Source organism: Pedobacter sp. SYSU D00535 (assembly GCF_017355855.1).
In the GTDB taxonomy this organism is placed as follows: domain Bacteria; phylum Bacteroidota; class Bacteroidia; order Sphingobacteriales; family Sphingobacteriaceae; genus Desertivirga.
In genome coordinates this window covers 1-18288 of sequence record NZ_JAFEWD010000001.1, presented here as the reverse complement: position 1 = coordinate 18288, position 18288 = coordinate 1, and the positions used below count along the sequence as shown (strand labels likewise).

Here is an 18288-nt window from a genome sequence, read left to right as displayed (position 1 = left end):
TTTGGATGTATGAAGAGGTATTTCTCATCTCGCATTGGGCCAACTGAATTATGGACAAAACAACCTTGATAGGCTTATATAGCTTTAGTAAGTAAGACAGAACTATTGTTTCCAATACTAAAATCGGTGATCCGATAGTATCTACCCAGCTTACTTATGACAGTACGCTTAATTTAGCTGAACCATTCAGGTATAGTCGTTCCATATAGAATACTTGCTTTGCACTAGCTTGGAAACAATTTATAATTGAGGCGATAGCAATACTATCTGCCTGGACTTTTATGTAGTTATAAGTTGTTATGTTGTATGTGCCTGTACATCAGAATCTTGCAGGCTATGGCATCCTCTTAAATCCTTCTGACTTCACCTTCCATTTACCATTCTTAGGGAAACCTGGATTTGGCCCGACGGTACCATCCCAGCCGGCAGCAAGCATAGCAACAGTAGTTAAGACACCTCCGTTACCAGGTAGATAAATTCTTAAGCGACCGTCCTGATAATTGTGTCCGTTTTTCAAATAGGTATTGGTTTTAATGTTCATAAACAGGGCGTCAATGGCCTTTTCAGGATTTCCAAGTCGTGCAGCTGTCATAGCAGCCATCGGAAAATCCCATCCCCAAGTATCATCCCATTGCCAAACCTTCCAAACAGTATCAAAGGTCCTTTGCATGATAGCCTTGTCTAATTTAGGAGATGCAGGTACCATGCCTAAAGCACCCAAAACAGATGGGTGATCACGTAGCCATTCCTGGTTAGTGAACGAGTCTAGATTATTCTCTGTTGACAGATACACTCCCTTAGATACGGGCAGTGGTGCCAGCTTCGTAATTACATTGTCCCACTCTGCATTTCGAGGCATTCCCAACCGCTCACGCCATTTTTGGGCCACCCGAAGAGCCCAATCCCAGTAAGCCAACTCGTAAGTTGGGTTATAAGTATCTACTGCTCTGAAAACTTCCTGGGCCGGAATTAACCCTTTGCCTAAGTTATAGCGATGTTTAACACTATCATAAGCAGGGAAAGAAGCCATAAACTCTGCCGTTTGAAAAACGATGTCTTTGTATTTCTCCAGCACATCTTTACTAAGATTATCGCGGTAAAGCAATTCAGCCATATAAATAGGATGAGGTTGCTGCCACAATATAAATGCACCTACAGACGAGGGGCTTTCCAGCCCTTCGTGGTCAGTCATCTTTTGCCACCGAACACCTTTAAAACCTTGTCTGGCTGCGATTTTCTTCGCTCCATCTTCAGCTTCAAAATACCAATCGAGACTCTTTTGCAGATATTCCGGTCTTCCCCATAAAGCAAAGTGAACAGCATGCCACCAATGCATTTCCAAATGGGGCTTTCCAAACCAGCTATTAAAGGTTAAACCAGTTTCCTGTGGAGGAAACGAGCCTGCACACTGAATCTTTGTTAAATACTGTGAAGTTACTACTCTCCTTTCCAGTTCTTTAGCACGTGGATCAGTGCTTCCAGCGAAGTCTATTGCCGCTCCGCTCATCCAGAAGGATTTAAGAAGGTTGCTACTATTATTCCTGCATTCTTCGAAATCTGGCAAATCTGAATTTCCTGGAGTTTGTTGCGAAAACAGGCAGTTAAGCTCAAAAGAATCACTTCCCTTATCGGGAGTTATCTGAAAATAGTGCGGAGTCGAGGTCTGAGCAACAGATGCTTTCCCATTCCATTTCAACTCATTGAAATAAGTAATTCCTTCCAGTTTATGTATTAACACTGCACCGGTTTCACTTTGGGCATCGACAGATGAAAAATGTTTTTCGTTACTATTGTAATTTACGCCCTCATCCAAAAACCCTATAGTAGGATAAGGATAACGTACTCTGATTTTCAATCTTCCCGCCTGCAACAACGGCGTTTTAACTTTAACCGCTACAAGATCCAGCTCCTGATGAGCAACGGTAACAACCTCCACGGGTACATTTTCAACCGTAAAACGACTTGTAATTTCGCCGGTCCACATATTTAATGTCTGATGGATGTTCTTCACATCAGAGGGAGTAATCAAACGGCCATTTTTTTTATGAATGTCGAAGCCGAGATTACCCAGTTGGATGCGATGTACACTTTTGCGAAACCAATCGGCCGCCCTTCGTTTTCTTAAAGGCTCGGAGGACTGCATGCTATAGCTACCTTTCTTTCCATTGAACGTAAACTCTTTGAACGTTTCTTCAAATTTATATCCAACAGTATCTTTCAACCGGTTCCATCCCCATTCGGACTGAGTACCCAAACTAACACCTTTTGCGTAACGTTCGGGAAAAGTCTGTAGTCCTGTAGCATCTACTGTAAATGCAAATTTTCCATTTCCTACTGATAATGATTCCAGAGAATCTATCCTTGTATTCAGAATCGTATGCCTTTGCACAACGTCCTGCCGGTTTATAGGTTGGGCGTTTGTCTGTGCCAGGACTGCTATTAAATACAGCGCACTACTGATGATGATTTTACCTACGTTCATATAAACATGTATTATTTAAGTTGGGTTATAGCTTCTACTACCGGGTTAGAAACTATTGTTTGCTGGTTTTCTATATTGCATTCCGAGAGACATCTATAAATGTTAGAAGGAGGCGACTTGATGAAGGTATTTGTCGCATCCTTCGGATAAGGCTATCAATCAAAACATGTACGTGTTTCCCTGCACGCAAGCTATTAAAGTAAGATCTTGAAAAAATTAGAGAAGTTACCAGAATATTAAGGCAGCCAGAACGAAGAGATCGTCCGGCTGCACTTTTAAGAGAAAAGCTTTCAATTTTTTTCCTGCGGATATAGTTTCTAGTAACCCGGTAGTTCCTGACCTGTTAATCCTGGATTTTCATTAATTTTACTGATACCTAAAGGGTGTAATTCGGACTGATTTTTACGTAGTCCACTGAACACACTAGTTACCCAAGCAGAAAGCTGCCCGTTGCTTGTGTCGAAAAAGTTGAACCTGGTTGCACCAGTATTTACAGCATCACCATCTAAATTGACTAACTTATAACCTTCTGTTGTTAATCTCGTTCTTTCAGTTGAACTAGGCTGGGTCATGTAGGTATAATTAGGTACAATTTCTACAACTGGGTCTTCAAAACTAACTGTACCCACCTTATACGCAGCGTACCGAGGAACATTCGCATATTTAGAGCCGGCTTCTCTTCTCGCAAGCTGTTGTAACTTCGCCTGGGTTTCCGTAAGCTTTTCATAAAAAATGCCCCATCGTACCAAGTCAGTCTTTCTCCAACCTTCAAATGCTAATTCCAATTTACGCTCTTCTATAATAGCGTTTTTAAATTCCTGGTAGCTAGTCGGAATGACTCCAATCTTAGTTTCATCGCCATTGAATGCCCGCTTTCTTACCTCTTTAAAGGCATTGATCGCTGCAGTTGTCGGGCCATTATTTAGTTCATTTTGAGCTTCTGCATACATAAGCAGAACATCGGAATAACGTAGAAATATCCAGTTGATATTACGTTTGTTATCAGCTACCCCTTTGTCTGCTTTCCAAACCACACGAAACTTACCAATTCCCATCATAGAATAAGGATTTAGCCAGCGTTCATTAGTGCTGGTTAATCCGAAGTTGGCAATTGTCACGCCTCGTCTTGTATCTTGTGCATCATAGTCAAACCAAAGCGTTGGCATTGCGCCTTGCAGCGGGAATGATCTTCCAAAGTTTACGTTCCCTCTTAAAATAGCTATCCCGTTTGTGTAGCCGATAGCGCTGCTATTAAAGTCATTACCAAATTGGCCGTGCTCAAGCATCGACTCCGCATTGTATCTACCGTTTACGAGATCTCTAAAAACAGTCTCAAACTTTGGAAGAAGACGGTTTTCGCCCCTTTTGATAACCTCCTCACAAGCATCCGAGGCTATTTTATAAAGCTCCTGTATCCGGTTTTGATCGGGTCTTTGCGCTAACTGCAATGATGAAGGAGAATAAGTATTTAAATCCCAACGTAAGGAATACCCTGCAGCATATAAAGCTGTTCTTGCTAAAATACCATAGGCGGCATTTTTTGAGAAGCGTTCAGGAGTCTGAATCATCCCCTCACTTTGCCATGGCAATAACTCTACAGCTTTTTGTAAATCTTGAATAGATCTATCGTAGATGGAATCTCTGGAAACCCTCCCTGAGGAATAGGATTTAGCATCCTCCGTAGGAATATTAGTATAAGGAACATCTCCAAAATGACGAACTATATTTAGGTAGGACATCGCTCTGATGGCATAGCACTCTCCTAATAGCATATTTTTCTTTTTTTCCTCTTTGGCATCTTTCGGAGTATAAGGAGGTAGCTTTTTCAGTACCAGGTTCGCCATCTCGATTGCTCTATATGCCGTCGTATATAGCCCACTGGGACTCTCCGAAGGCGTATAGTTGTAGGTTGCCAGCCTTGTCTTGCTATTGTTGTTTTCAGTTGTTATTACCTCATCTGAATTAGCGGTTAAATTGTAATATAATTCCTGGTGGAAAGTACTGGGATATATACCTAAAACAGCCATATCCACAGCATTTAAATTTTTGAACACGGTTTCGTCATCCAATTTTGTTGGCGAAGGAATAGAAAGCCAATCTTTCTTACAGGAGGAAACAGCGATGATGGACAAAATCAAAAGTCCTTTGTATAATAGATTTTTCATCTTTTGCTCTTTTTATACGTTTAAAATGTCAAGTTCAAACCGAATACGAAGCTCTTGGAACGAGGGTAAGCAGAGCTGTCGACACCTTGCTCAAACCCTTTGCTTGAGTTTGATACTTCCGGATCGTATCCTGAATAGTTGGTAAAGACATAGGGATTGTTAAGGGTGAAATACATCCTTGTTGTTTTTAATCCTACTCTCTTTAACACCATTGAAGGAAGGGAATAGCCAAGGGTAACGGTATTAATGCGAAGGAATGAGCCATCTTCAAGATAGTAATCCGAAGTTTCGGTTAAGGCGTTCTGATTTCTTGATTGCAAGCTCCAAACTGCATCTTTTGCGTATTGATTAGGATTTAAGGCTGCCAGACGTTGCAAGTCCGTGGTTTCTCTGCCAGTTGCTGGATCTATCAGAACAAAACGGTTTGCCATTGGATAGAATGAACTTGTAAAAGCCATATTGGGACCCATAAAGCTTTGTTTGTTGGCATTCATAACCTGGTTTCCATAACTAAAATTCACAAATACACTTAAATCAAATCCTTTATAGGCAAAGGTATTAACCATACCACCGGTGAATTTTGGTAATGCGCTGCCGATAACTGTGCGGTCGTTAGCAGTCCAGACAGGGTTACCGTTCGCATCAACTTCTCCTGCAGTAGGCACGTACTTCAAATCTCCCGGTTTTATTGTACCTCCCGGAGCTTTAGCTCTTGCAACCGCGTCTTTTAATGTATAAGAGCCATTTGCATTTTGCACAAAGTCGTCCGTTGTGTAAACGCCATCATATTTATATCCAAAAAACTGGCCCAGTGGACTTCCTTCCTCTACAAGAAAAGTACCCGGAGGCATTCTCTTTGTATCCGTGCCGTATAGCTTCAACACTTTGGACCGGTTAAACGACATATTATAGTCTGTTGTCCAGGTGAAAGCTTTATGAACAATATTTCTTGTATTAAGAACGAACTCAAAACCTTGATTGCGAATAGATGCGATATTTTGATACTGGGTAGAATAGCCTGTACTTTTTGGAATAGCAACTTCTAACAATAGGTTATCAGATACATTTCTGTAGCGTTCCGCGGTTAGGCTTACTCTGCCTTTAAGTATGGAAATGTCCAGTCCAAGGTTTGCAGATTTCGTCTTTTCCCAAACTAGCTCCCGATTGCCTAGTCTGCTACCTGGCGCCAGCCCTACTGGATTTGTGTTGTTAACAGCATAGACATTCGATCCGTAAGCAGTAGTATACATATAGTCATCGATATCACAATTCCCAGTGACGCCGTAACCAACCCTCAGTTTTAGCTGATCGAAAAAGGTATTGTTTTTCATGAAGCTTTCTTCTGTGATTCGCCATGCTGCTGAAGCAGAAGGCAAAAGCCCCCATTGCTTTCCTTTAGCAAATTTAGACACTCCATCACCCCTTAGAGAAGCCGTTAGCAAGTACCTTTCATTATAATTATATAGTGCACGGCCAAACACTGAGGTAATCCGGTAATTCGATAAACCTGATGACTTGTCATACACCAGCGTTCCGTCGAGATTATTTAAACCGAAATTTACCTGATTGAAATTATCATAACTATTGTTCAAGTACATGGATTGAGAGTTGTAGGCCTCTTGCCCAAGAAGTGCATTTATGTTATGCTTTCCAAAAGTCTGTTTCCAATTAAGGGTATTGGTGATCTGCCAGGAATATTCTTCGCTATTATTTCTGGATCCAAAAGGACGGCCACCGTGATTCGCTATTGCTCCCTGAGTTGTTTCATCTTCCCAAGATTCCGATCTTTCTTGCTGCCAAAAATAGCTTCCTGCTGTTCGGAAAGTCAGGTTTTTTAAGATATTAATATCTACTCCCGCATTTCCCATATATTGTCTGGTGAGTTGTTTAGAAGAAGTAGCATTGTTTAAAAGTATTGGATTATAAACGTTATAGGTTCCTACATCAGTCAATATGCTATTATAGAAATCATCCGTATTGATCATTTGATCATTGGTAAAGCGTGTTCCTCCCGTAACAGGCGCCATAAGCGTCATCCTTAAACGGCCACCTAAAGATCCACCTCCCTCTAACTTTGTATTGTTGTAGTTTGAGTTGAAGTCTACACGAATCCGATCATTTACAGTATGGTTTATTTTTGCCCTTACGTTATTCTTACCATAACCGTGCTTATCAAGAATACCCTGCTGCCCAACATTGTTATAGCTTAAAATAAAGCCTGTCTTGTTGGTTCCTCCCGAAACACTTACATTATGATTCTGAAGCAGCGACGAACCTCCAAAAACAATATCCTGCCAGTCTATCCCCTGAGTTTGAGAATAGGTGTCATGGATGTATTGAGACGCTCCGGTATAGAATGCGGGGTCTTGTGAATTACCTCCACCGAAATTCTTGGTAAATTGATCCATTGGAGTTCCACGCAACATCAGGAATTCGTATTGGTGCCTTACGTATTCTTCCGGACTCATAACGTCTATCTTTTCGCTAAGTCGTTCAAAACTTGCATAACCGTTGTAAGAAACCTGACTTTTACCCGTTTTAGCAGATTTAGTAGTTATAATTACTACTCCGTTTGAGCCACGTGCACCATATATAGCTGTAGCTGATGCATCCTTCATTACATCTATAGACTCGATATCGTTAATGTCGATATTCTTCAGGGCATTATCCATCTGAAAACCATCAACAATATACAATGGCGTAGTACTTTGAGTGATTGAGGTACCACCACGTATTGTTATATTAACAGGAGCTCCCGGTGCGCCACTTTGTGTTACCACATTAACACCTGCAAGTTTACCGGTTATTGCCTGTGCCGCACTTGTCACCGGGATATTTGCAATTTCCGACCCTTTTATAGAGACTGTCGAGCCGGTCAGGTCTTTCTTTCTCGCTACCCCATAGCCAATAACAACAACCTCATCCAAGGTCTTGGTATTTTCTTTTAAGATAATATTTATCGAAGTGTGTTCGCCCACATTGACCCTTTGGGTTTCGAAACCCAAATAACTAACTTCTAACACGGCGCTAGGCTTGACGTCTAAGGAAAACTTTCCATTTACATCTGTTGTCGCACCTGATTGTTCGCCAACTACTTTAACTGCAGCACCGATAATTGGCTCGCCGTTGGCAGCAGCTACCGTTCCTGAAACCCGCTTTTGGCTTTGCGCTACTGTTGTTTGCCAGCACAAACAGAGCAATATCAAAAGCGAGGACATTCTTAATGAGAGCTTTTTTAATTCTTCGTTCATAATTAGTTTGTTAATAAAAAACGTATTAATGGTCTATAAAAAGTTGCGATAATTCAGCGGTAAAGAATATCCACGACTCTCCCTTACGGGTGGAGTCATGGATTTCTCGCCCTACACCAACCTGGCCCAGCCAGTAATTAAAATGATTTCCAGAATGATAATTAGAGAACTGCGCAAGACAAAATAATTGCGCTTTCCATATCTCAAACCTACGCCGTCGCGAGATTTTTAAGTTTAAAAATTTGATGAAAGACTTTCAATATTTGACAGAATTCCTTTTGAAAAGTATTTGTAACACTATTTTAAAAGACTAATCCAGGCACCAGAACAGTTTGCTTTTCATCTAACGCTTGTAGGAAAGAAATTCAAGAGCTATTCCTAAAGCCCCCTCCTTATGCTGTAACATAAAGTCAATGTCATTCTTAATGAAGGCAGTTCCCTTGTTTCAAACATTAAGCGATTTTTTATAAGCCCAACTTATTGCGATACGATAACTTTAAAACTTAAGGCCAGTTTAGAACCGCTTAGCAAGAAAAAATAAACTCCAGGAGCAATAGCGGTATCATAATTAAATGAGTACTCTTGATGTGCTTTTACAGGGCCCGAGTAGATGTTTTTCACCTTTCCTTTCAGACCGTATAGGTCCAGTGAGACGTTTGGATGATCCGAAAGTAACCTAAATACAACCCTTGTCTGTGTTTTAAATGGATTCGGATACGCAGATAAGGTGTTAATGCTACTTACATTAAGAGTATTAAGACTAAGTTCAGAGGTTTCAATGGCAGCAACTTTTGCCGCTGCTGGAGATGTACAAGCACCTAAATAACTACCTTTGCTCAAGTGTTCTGCAACTGCGTTGTAGCCTATGCTGACTTGTGTCCATGGATTAGACTTGCTGCCTGTTTTGTGGCAAACCAACACTTTATTACCTTTATTTCCACTGCGTACGTCGATAACTGTAATGGTAACAGCGGCGCTTGAAGTGCATCCGAATTCGTTAGTAGCAAGTACATTAAATGTATAGCTGCCAGCAGCAGTTGGAGTAAACACCGGATTAGGGCTGTTTGTATCACTTAATCCTGTTGCAGGTGACCAGTTATACCTTGTAGAGCCATTTGCAGAAGTGGTGTCTGACGCAGTAAGTATTAAACTTTGTGCGCCATAACCTAAAGCGATAGTTTTGTTGTCAAGACCAGTAAATGTTTCATCTGTTCTGGAAACACCGATTTTAACTACCGGAGTAACGCCAATGACATTTACAGTAGCCGGTGTTGAAGAAACGTTTCCGTTCACATCAGTAACCGTAAGCACAACTGTATTGTTACCAGTGTTTGAGCAATCGAAATGCATTCTATCAATTGTTAATGATTTTAGACCACACGCATCGTTACTTCCATTATCGATAGCTGAAGCCGCGATTGTAGCTGAACCATTTACCAATGTTACGTTGATATCTTTGGCTAGTGCTACAGGAGGGGTCGTATCTTTCACTATTACATTTTGAGTAGCTGTAGTAACATTTCCATTTCCATCATCAAATCTCCATGTTATAACATGTGTTCCTTGAGTGCTGTAAGTAAGAGAATCGATGGTTGTTCCCGTGATAGTTCCGGCACATCCGTCGGTAGTTGTTGGAATATCGGTTACGGCGGCAGAGCATTCGCCTGTAACATCCGGAAGTTGTACTTGCACCGGTGCAATGCTGTCGCGAACAGTTACAATTGCGGTTTTAGACGACACATTATTCTCGGCGTCTGCTACTGTAAGAAGTACAGTGTTAGCGCCAATATTAGAACAATCGAAAGTTGTTTTGTCCAGAGTCATTGAAACTATTCCTACATTATCGCTCGACCCTCCGTCAATTTGAGAGGGATTAATAGTAGCCGTTCCGTTTTCATTTAAAGCTATACTGATATTCTTTGTGATTACGTCAGGAGCAACATCATCTGCAACATCAGTCTCATCGAATATCCACCTCAACCGGGTCCTGTCAGCGGGAGTGCTAAACGCAAGCGGACCGCCCTTTCCTGTCGCATCAACATTTCCAACATTAAAACACTTCGTATTCAAATCCGATACTTGTAAAGAATATGCATGTTTTCCGTTATCTTCTTTCTGGTAATACGGATAGATTTCGACCGGGGAAGCTGACAAATAATTATCAATTGCTAAATATGTCCCCCGCGCTTTGTTTTTTACAATAAAAAATCCTGGATTAGCTTCCGATTCAGCTATAATCCATTGCGCATTTTTCTGTTTTTGAAGTACATCAACAGCTCCTGCCTTGATATCATTATCACTTTTACCGATGATGTAGACCAGAGAATCCTTTGTACTGTTATAATTAGGAATAGCAACCAGATAACGTCTTGCGGTTGAAGCAGATGCGCTAGTTGTACCAGATCCGGAATTTGTACCGTAACTAAAAATGTTATAAAGTTTTTGGGGATTATGATTGGCAAATGTACGAATTTGCGCAGCAATGAAATTGTTGACTGCACTTTGCAGGGCCAGTACGGCATTATCCACCTCCGGCTGTAGGGTTGAAGAATAGTCGACAGCATCAACAAAAGCCTGTGCTGCTGCAATTTCCTGATTTAAAACAGCAATAGCATCTGGAGGATATTGTAAAACATCTGACCCTGGTTGAGCCTCGTTTGCCAGACTAGTAGCTTGAGCAATCAGGTTTCTTAAGCCTCCGAGATAAAGTGAAACAGCCTCCTTACTTACCGGTACAAAAGTATAAAGCATATCTGCCCGATTCGTGCTGCCACCGGACCAGAACCATTGAGCGCCAAACGAGCGTGGACGCAATTGATTACTTCCGTTATGTATTCTGAAAAAGGAGACCGAATCAGCAACACCAGCTTGAGCTGGATATTGATTTAGTCCAAAAATTACGCTGTAACCACCGTTGGGTTCGTTGACTACTGCTGTGGTATTATTGTTGGAGACGTTTCCAAAATACTTCCCTGTTCCAACATTCTTGATAATATAAGTACCTTTACCTCTGCCATCGTCGGTAATTTCCCATAACAGGGTAGGATTATCCCATACAAACGTTGCTGTAGACCCAATTAAATTATCCTGGGTAACGTTTAGATATTTTGCGACGCCCGAAAAATTCGCACCAGAATTGAAGGCGACACTCCCGTAATTAATTATACGGTAATATTTTCCCTCTTGTGGAGTAAAGATTTTTGTTCCCTTGAGTGTACCTCCTCCGGCTTTTGTCACGTCATCGTAGATCTTCACCGTTTCTGAATATGATGACTGGCGCGTATCATCCGCGGTTTTTAATCTGAAGTAACACGGAGCGTCGGCCGTAACTGTTAATGTAGCAGTGGTTGCATCGGCAGCAAACGTAGACACAGCAGTATAATTAACTCTGTCAGTAGACTTTTCCAGGATAATTTGCTTAGCATTAGTTTCTACATTTGTCCACTTTAATACTGCGGTAGTTGGGTTAGAAAGCGAGATACTGAGGTTAACCGGATATTTTAGGAAAGTTATTGAAGAATTAATACTATTTATATAGCGCTCAATATTGGCATATCCATCAGGTCCAATAATCATTGCATCGTCCGCATTTGCGTTTGTACCATTGGCATTTTCCCAACTATCTGGCATACCGTCATTATCAGCGTCCGAAGCTTTTGGGGCATTAAAGATATTCCCTACGTTTTTGGGTAGCCCAAGCGAGGTCTCATTGTTGATCATTTTCCCTTGTGTTCCTAGAGACGTTAATTCACGCATCAAGATAGAATCAACAGGATCTCGGACAGGCAGAGATGCTCCAGCATGTTGAACAATGTAATTATAAGCATCCTCTGCCGAGGTTTGCGACAGGATAACAGGATGAAGCTCTGGAATAGAAGTCCATCCCGAAGAAGCATCAGTTATCCATGTGGCAGGTCCATAATCTGCCTTTACACTTTCAGTTCCGTCAAGTGTGCCGTTATTATTATTATCAAGGAAGTTGCCCGCTGCATAAAGCTGAAAATATTCATTGGCACGAGTGTAAGGTGCTGTAGGAGTTACCTTTCCCCCATCGTAATTGTAGCCTGGACCTTCAATAAAATAATTGTTTACGATTGTTGCCCAGGAAGAGCCCTGAGAATCACCAAGTATATATCCGCCGCCGTTACCCCAGTTATATACTATATTATTAACAAACTGGTTAAGCCCTTTTACTTTAGGATTACGTGTTTTATTGTCGATGTAGAGATTTCGAAACAGCGTTACTCCTCCATTTGTCTGAATCAATCCACCAGCCGAATGAGTTTGTAAGCCCTGCGAAATAATAGAATTTTGTATGGTAATTCTTCCCAAAGGACTACCGTCACCACTTATTGAAAAATTTTCGTCCCTTCCCCAAGATACGGACACATGATCGAAGATCATATCCGTCCCTCCTGCAATCGAAACTGCGTCTTTCCCTGATTCGCCGTTTACCCCCATTCGTATACGTATATACCGGCAGATTGTATTAGAAGCTCCAGAAAAGGACATTCCGTTACCATAGACCGTAATCCCTTCTCCAGGAGCTGTTTGTCCTGCTATTGTGAGGTTAGAAGCAACGGAAATACGACTTGCTATCTTAATAACTCCGGAAACGTCAAAAACGACAATTCTATTAGACTTACTTACAGCATCACGCAAAGATCCGGGGCCTGAATCATTAAGATTTGTTACGTGATAAACCGAGCCATTTCGCCCTCCGGTCGCAAAACGACCGAAGCCTTCAGCTCCGGGAAAAGCAAGTTGCTGTGCATTTAGGAGAAGTCCTGAAAAGCACATGATAATTAAAAATAGTAGGTGTTTTTTCATTTTATATTTAAGTTTTTGGTTTTGCTTGTTAATCTACTTTTGCCAACTATACTACCGATTCGCGTTCGGTCATCTAGCTCGTTTATTAAAGCAGAGTTTCACTCTAAAAGCAGTCGCATGCAGTCAGCATCGCGTGCTATATGTTCTAAAATTTGCCCATACACTCCTTTCGTAAGTTTTACTGTTAGTTCTGTCCCAAGCCAAAAATATGAACCAGCATGGGGCTGGCTCACTTAACCAATTATTATATTTTCAACAAGGGATGTTGATTAGATTGAGTGTAAAGTTGGAGATTTGCTGATCGGCGGACTTTTAAATTCTGGTGAAAATCTTTCAAATACTGACGCGAAAGCGATTTTAATAACTGTTTACCGATTATATTGTAAGAAAATACCTGTAGAAATTTTTGAAACGGCAAGACAGGTAGAAGAAGTGGAATTCTTCTTATCGCGCTTTGTAAACGAAATGTGCGGAACGCAAAACGTCAATGAAACTAGGTTAGACACTACTGATTGCAAACTATCTCTCTACTGCAATTCTCCAGCCGCCTCTAACATTATTAGTCTTAATATTAAACTGTGCTCCAAAGAATTGCTTTTTGCAATCAGCGATGATAATCAAACCAATACTTGGATGCCGTAAGTGATAACTTATCTCCCCTGTAGAACCCAATGCCTATAAGGGTTAATTAATACGCAGCGCCAGACAGTTTCTGCAACTTGAATATTAAATACGTTACCGCACCCTTGTCAAATTTTGAAACGGTTTCACCAATTTTCTAAACATTAAAAAAGCGTAACAGCGTAGGTTTGAAAAAAATCTGCAACAGTGATTGATGTCGTTTTAATGAAAAAAGTTTTTCTAATATTCATTTGTCTTTTCAGCTTGAAGGAAGTTTTTTCCCAGAAAACGGGGACTCTATTTGCTGATTCAGAAATAAAGCGTTTTCCGCAAGCCTGGCAGTTGGACCATGGAAAAAGATTATACTTTGGTTATGCTCAAGGCCTTGGATGTTTGGCAATTTTGAAAGTGTGGAAGGCTACTAAAGATCCGAAATACTTTAAGTACGTTGAGCAATGGGCTGACTCCCTGATAAACGACCAAGGACAAATTCATCAGTATAAAATCGAAACCTACAATCTAGACTATATTAATCCAGGCAAAATCTTATTCGAGTTATATAAGGAGACAGGCAAAAAAAAGTATAAGCTAGCAATGGATTTGCTAGTGAGCCAATTGAAAAGACATCCCAGGACGCTTGAAGGGGTGTTTTGGCATAAACTTGCTTATCCTCATCAAATATGGCTGGACGGTATTTATATGGCAGATCCATTTCTAGCAGAATATGCTGTTACGTTCGATCAGCCAGACTTAATTGATGATGTAGTAAATCAATTTTTGGTAACAGCTAAGAGAACCTACGATTTTAAAACGGGCTTGTATTATCATGCTTATGACGAAAGTCGAAAACAAATGTGGGCGGATAAAACAACGGGGCATTCTCCAAACTTTTGGGGACGAAGTATTGGCTGGTGGTTCATGGCATTAACTGATGTTCTTGATTTTGTTCCCAAAAATCATCCACAGCGTAGAGATCTGATACAAATCATAAAAGAGCTAGCAGATACGCTTCCCAAATATCAGGATGCAAATGGATTATGGTTTCAAGTATTGGACAAGCCTAATTATAAGGGAAATTATCACGAAGCTTCTGTATCAGCAATGTTTATGTACAGCTATGCAAAAGCGGTAAAAATGGGTTATCTGGATAAAAAGTACCTGGAAATTTCTGAAAGAGCTTATAGTGGCATCATGAAAAACTTAATCAGGAAAAATGCAGACGGTACATTAACCTTAACCAAATGCTGCGCTGTAGCGGGCCTTGGAGGCAGCCCCTATCGCGATGGCAGTGTAAATTACTATGTTAATGAACGAGTTAAAGACAATGACGCAAAGGCAACAGGTCCATTTATCATGGGATGTTTGTACCTCAACAGATGACAAAAGTGGCTACAAACTACACAACTTCAAGCTTTAACAGGATTAACCTTACTCTCACGTCTTTTCAATTCACACTTAGATAATATATGAAAAAAACAGGAATCATTTTAACTGCAATTTTAGGCCTTTGGCTGAAGGCGCAAGCACAAACACAGGTAACATCCGCCCGAACTACGAATCTAGGCATTAGTGGACCCGGGCTGAAAGAAAATCCTCCAGGAAAGAATTTTCTAAAAGTCAATGAAAAAGTAACTGGCTCTGCTGTGAAAGCCGGTCTTGTTCCAAATATAAAGCCGATAATTGAAGCACAGATCAGGGATGCGGTTGTTATTTTAGGGGGAGACGGAAATTATTACCTCACAGGCTCTACCGGGGATGACATATGGGATCACAACGATGGCGTTGAGTTATGGAAATCGAAGGATCTAAAAAGGTGGGACTATATGGGCTTAGTTTGGTCGTTTGATAAAGATGCGACTTGGCAGAAGGAATGGCGTTTCCACAAAAAAAGAGTAAGAGCGTTGTGGGCACCGGAATTAAGATACATTAAAGGAAACTACTATATCACTTTAAGCATGCCCCCCGGCGATAGGGGAATACTCAAAAGCGTGTCTGGCAAGCCTGAAGGCCCTTATGTTAACGCACTTGCAAATGATGCCAGATTACTAGGTGATATAGACGCTACTTTGTTTGAAGATACAGACGGTGTAGTTTACCTTGTTTGGGGCGGCGGTTGGATTGCACGCATGAAGGATGATATGAGTGGCTTGGCAGAAGAGCCGAAAAAGCCCGTGCTGATTAATCCAGACCTGAACCCTAAAAACCATGCATCTAATTGTTCACTTCGTCGCGATTGTCAGGATATAGGACATGAAGGCGCTTTCCTATTTAAAAAGGACGGGAAATATTACTTAACCGCAGCGGATTCCTACCAGGGAAGATATAGCAGTATGGCGGCGGTATCCGATAATATCTATGGTCCTTATCAGAACAGGCATGAGGCAGTTCCTTGCGGCGGCGGTACTAACTATTTCAAAGATAAGTCGGGAAACTGGTATAGCTGTTTCTTTGGAAATGATAACCAGGCGCCCTGGAGAGAAAAACCGGGGATTGTAAAAGTAGAATTTGATAAGCAGGGCTTAATAAAGGTAGCTTCCAAACAACCTGATTTTGTATTGAAAAAAGGCGCAAAAAAATTGAAATAAAAGGGTTAACAACGTTGCCTTCCTTACTCTCTTCACTGTTGTTTAGAAATATGTATTGAATACCGGTTTGCAATAAGCTTTTAAAGCATGTAAATAAGCTCCTCAAAATACTGATTGCTGACGCTTTCTTAAAAAGCCAGAGCGATACTAGTGAATGGAGGAGCTTACAGTTAAAACAAATTTGAGCTGGCAGTTTTAAGCTATTTAGCTAAAAATTAGAGCATGATGTTCGAGATAATGCTGCAACAACAGCATCTTTCAATTCGTCAAATCCAGTTTAATCCTATTTGCAGCTTCCTTCTTCTTATCATCAATTACCTTAGTATATATCTGCGTAGTCTTCACATTCTTATGTCCCAACATCTTGGAAACAGTATAAATATCTGTTCCAGATGCTAGTTGTAAGGTTGCGTATGTATGACGTAAGCAATGAAAGGTAATCTTCTTTGAGATTTGAGCTGCGTCCAGCCATCTTTGCAAAACAGTTCTCATCTTATGATAGCTTAACTTTTGAAATACCTTTTGATCGGGGCCAAGGCGTTCCCCTAATAAACTGTATGCCTGGTCTGATATAGGAAGATTTTGAGCTCCAGAAGTTTTTATCTGACTAAACTGCAAATGGTAATCTCCTTGCGAGCCCCGCACTTGTGACCATCTTAATGCATAAATATCAGAAAATCTCAAACCAGTCAATCCTGAAAATAGTGCTGCCGCTTTCACTGACTGATCTTGACATTCTGTTGAAGCTAGTTTCTGAAATTCTGAAATTGTAAGAAACTCCCTATGTGTATCCTTCTCTGCGATACCAGAAACTAACTCGTAAAGATTTGTGACTAATAGCCTGGCTTTAAATGCTGACTTAATTACGTTCCGAAATTTTGCGTAGTAGCTTGCAGCGGTATTGAAGGATATTTTCTTGTTTCTGTTGCCTATCGCAGGCGATGACAAGATATAATCTTTGTATTCTTCACAAAATACTTCATTCAAATCCAAGAAGCGAACGCCACTTCCTGCAAAAGCTTCAAGATACCGAACCGACATATCCCAGTTATAGTAATTCGGGCCTCGTCTCTTTTCAGCTTTCATTCTAAAATATTCCAGGAAACTTTCATTTCTCTTGCTGTCTGAAATAAAATCAAATTGCTTATTCTGAATTTCCAGCTGTCTTTTTGCTCGTAAATTTTCAGCTAAAGCTAAGGTTTCTTTATTATGCTTCTTTTCAAGAGCATCCTTGGGTTTATCATAAATGTATATTTTTAAATGTTCCCTCCTGGATAACTTTCCAGTATGAGGATGAACAAAGGCAGGATAATAATCTAAATATAAGGCTTTACGTCCGTTAGAAATCGCGCGTTTTCTTAAAGTTACCTTCATGACTTTGAGGTTGAAAGAGGAGATTTTTTAATTGCTAATGAATCGATCATCTTTTTCGGCACGTACACATACCGACCTTCTTGAAACTTTGGGATCTTGTTTCTTTTGATATAATGATATACTGCAGCCGAAGACATACCCAATAGGTTTTCAGCTTCCGCAATCGTGTAGCAATCTTCAACTTTAAATTTGATTTGAGGGGGATCAACCCTGAAAACAACCTCTGGCATTTGACATTGAAAGAGATCCTCTACATCAGAGCGTCTAACCCTAGTATTTCTTTCGCTGAACTTCATTGCTGCCAATCTTCCAGAGTCAATCATCTTTGACACTGCTCGTCTTGAGCATTTCAATAATGTTGCAACTTGCTTAACCGTAAGGACATCTTTGTCTTTCAATTCTAAAAGGGGGACGAGCTTTTTTTCTTCTGTTTCCTGATCACTCTTCTGAATTTTTGAATCCCTTATCCTTTGTTTATACGCCCTCTTTCCACAGCGGTCAGAGCAATACTGCGTAACAGTAGTTTTAGCAAGGAATTCCACTCCACAGTGCTGACAAATCCTTTTTACTTGAATGTTTGAGCTCATTTTTGCACTTATTTATCGTTTAACTTATAAAAACTACATTGCAGTAATCAGCTGTTGTTAAGTGCCCTTTTAGAGGTTGTTAGTCGTCGTTAGTGGTCGTTAAGTGTCGCTAAGGGAACTAATTTCTCCCATTGAATTTGCTCTCATTCAAAACTAGAATGAGGTACAAATAGGGTACAAAATCAATCCAAACAACACTAAATATTTACGAATAAACAACATAAAAAAAGCCGCTTAACACAGTGTTAAGCGGCTTTCTTGCATTTTTTCGTTTCTACTGGTACTTGTTTATACTATCTATTTGCCGATACAGAACTTGGAAAAGATATTATCGAGCAGGTCGTCTGTTGTGACTGTGCCCGTAATCTCACCCAGGTAATGTAGAGCCTGTTT

Annotated in this window: 9 protein-coding genes; 3 read left to right on the top strand and 6 right to left on the bottom strand. The window is 40.6% G+C overall.

What is annotated here, in order from left to right; translation table 11 throughout:
* Positions 1–334: 334 nt before the first annotated feature.
* The 4 genes from J4N23_RS00050 to J4N23_RS00035 form a co-directional block, all read right to left on the bottom strand.
* Positions 335–2482, bottom strand: coding sequence for a hypothetical protein (locus J4N23_RS00050; RefSeq protein ID WP_207424958.1), 2148 nt, complete (start codon positions 2480–2482; stop codon positions 335–337).
* Between the two features lie 317 nt (positions 2483–2799).
* On the bottom strand, positions 2800–4647 hold the full coding sequence (locus J4N23_RS00045; RefSeq protein ID WP_207424957.1) for a RagB/SusD family nutrient uptake outer membrane protein: 1848 nt from the start codon (positions 4645–4647) through the stop codon (positions 2800–2802).
* 20 nt (positions 4648–4667) lie between these two features.
* Entirely contained in the window at positions 4668–7898 is a 3231-nt protein-coding gene (locus tag J4N23_RS00040) for a TonB-dependent receptor (protein ID WP_207424956.1), read from the bottom strand.
* A gap of 477 nt (positions 7899–8375) precedes the next feature.
* Positions 8376–12728, bottom strand: a complete 4353-nt coding sequence (locus J4N23_RS00035) for a hypothetical protein (protein WP_207424955.1) — start codon at positions 12726–12728, stop codon at positions 8376–8378.
* A 294-nt stretch (positions 12729–13022) separates the two neighbouring features.
* Between J4N23_RS00035 and J4N23_RS00030 the strand changes: the two genes are divergently transcribed.
* From J4N23_RS00030 to J4N23_RS00020, 3 genes are all read left to right on the top strand, one after another.
* Entirely contained in the window at positions 13023–13370 is a 348-nt protein-coding gene (locus tag J4N23_RS00030; RefSeq protein ID WP_207424954.1) for a hypothetical protein, read from the top strand.
* 204 nt (positions 13371–13574) lie between these two features.
* Positions 13575–14729 (top strand): glycoside hydrolase family 105 protein, encoded by a 1155-nt coding sequence (locus tag J4N23_RS00025; RefSeq protein ID WP_207424953.1) that lies wholly within the window; start codon positions 13575–13577, stop codon positions 14727–14729.
* A gap of 86 nt (positions 14730–14815) precedes the next feature.
* Complete coding sequence (locus J4N23_RS00020) at positions 14816–15934, top strand: family 43 glycosylhydrolase (RefSeq protein ID WP_207424952.1); 1119 nt, start codon at positions 14816–14818, stop codon at positions 15932–15934.
* A gap of 258 nt (positions 15935–16192) precedes the next feature.
* Here the strand turns inward: J4N23_RS00020 and J4N23_RS00015 are convergent, their stop codons facing one another.
* Together J4N23_RS00015 and J4N23_RS00010 are read right to left on the bottom strand one after the other, a co-directional pair.
* Positions 16193–17308 (bottom strand): site-specific integrase, encoded by a 1116-nt coding sequence (locus tag J4N23_RS00015; RefSeq protein WP_207424951.1) that lies wholly within the window; start codon positions 17306–17308, stop codon positions 16193–16195.
* Positions 17305–17895, bottom strand: a complete 591-nt coding sequence (locus J4N23_RS00010) for a helix-turn-helix domain-containing protein (protein ID WP_207424950.1) — start codon at positions 17893–17895, stop codon at positions 17305–17307. The genes J4N23_RS00015 and J4N23_RS00010 overlap by 4 nt, the downstream gene beginning before the upstream one ends.
* Positions 17896–18288: the final 393 nt, after the last annotated feature.

What these genes read in the sequence shown, in the direction of transcription:
- J4N23_RS00050 (WP_207424958.1), bottom strand. Translation starts at nt 2,482, where the DNA reads ATGAACGTAGGTAAAATCATCATCAGTAGTGCGCTGTATTTAATAGCA.
- J4N23_RS00045 (WP_207424957.1), bottom strand. Translation starts at nt 4,647, where the DNA reads ATGAAAAATCTATTATACAAAGGACTTTTGATTTTGTCCATCATCGCT.
- J4N23_RS00040 (WP_207424956.1), bottom strand. Translation starts at nt 7,898, where the DNA reads ATGAACGAAGAATTAAAAAAGCTCTCATTAAGAATGTCCTCGCTTTTG.
- J4N23_RS00035 (WP_207424955.1), bottom strand. Translation starts at nt 12,728, where the DNA reads ATGAAAAAACACCTACTATTTTTAATTATCATGTGCTTTTCAGGACTT.
- J4N23_RS00025 (WP_207424953.1), top strand. Translation starts at nt 13,575, where the DNA reads ATGAAAAAAGTTTTTCTAATATTCATTTGTCTTTTCAGCTTGAAGGAA.
- J4N23_RS00020 (WP_207424952.1), top strand. Translation starts at nt 14,816, where the DNA reads ATGAAAAAAACAGGAATCATTTTAACTGCAATTTTAGGCCTTTGGCTG.
- J4N23_RS00015 (WP_207424951.1), bottom strand. Translation starts at nt 17,308, where the DNA reads ATGAAGGTAACTTTAAGAAAACGCGCGATTTCTAACGGACGTAAAGCC.
- J4N23_RS00010 (WP_207424950.1), bottom strand. Translation starts at nt 17,895, where the DNA reads ATGAGCTCAAACATTCAAGTAAAAAGGATTTGTCAGCACTGTGGAGTG.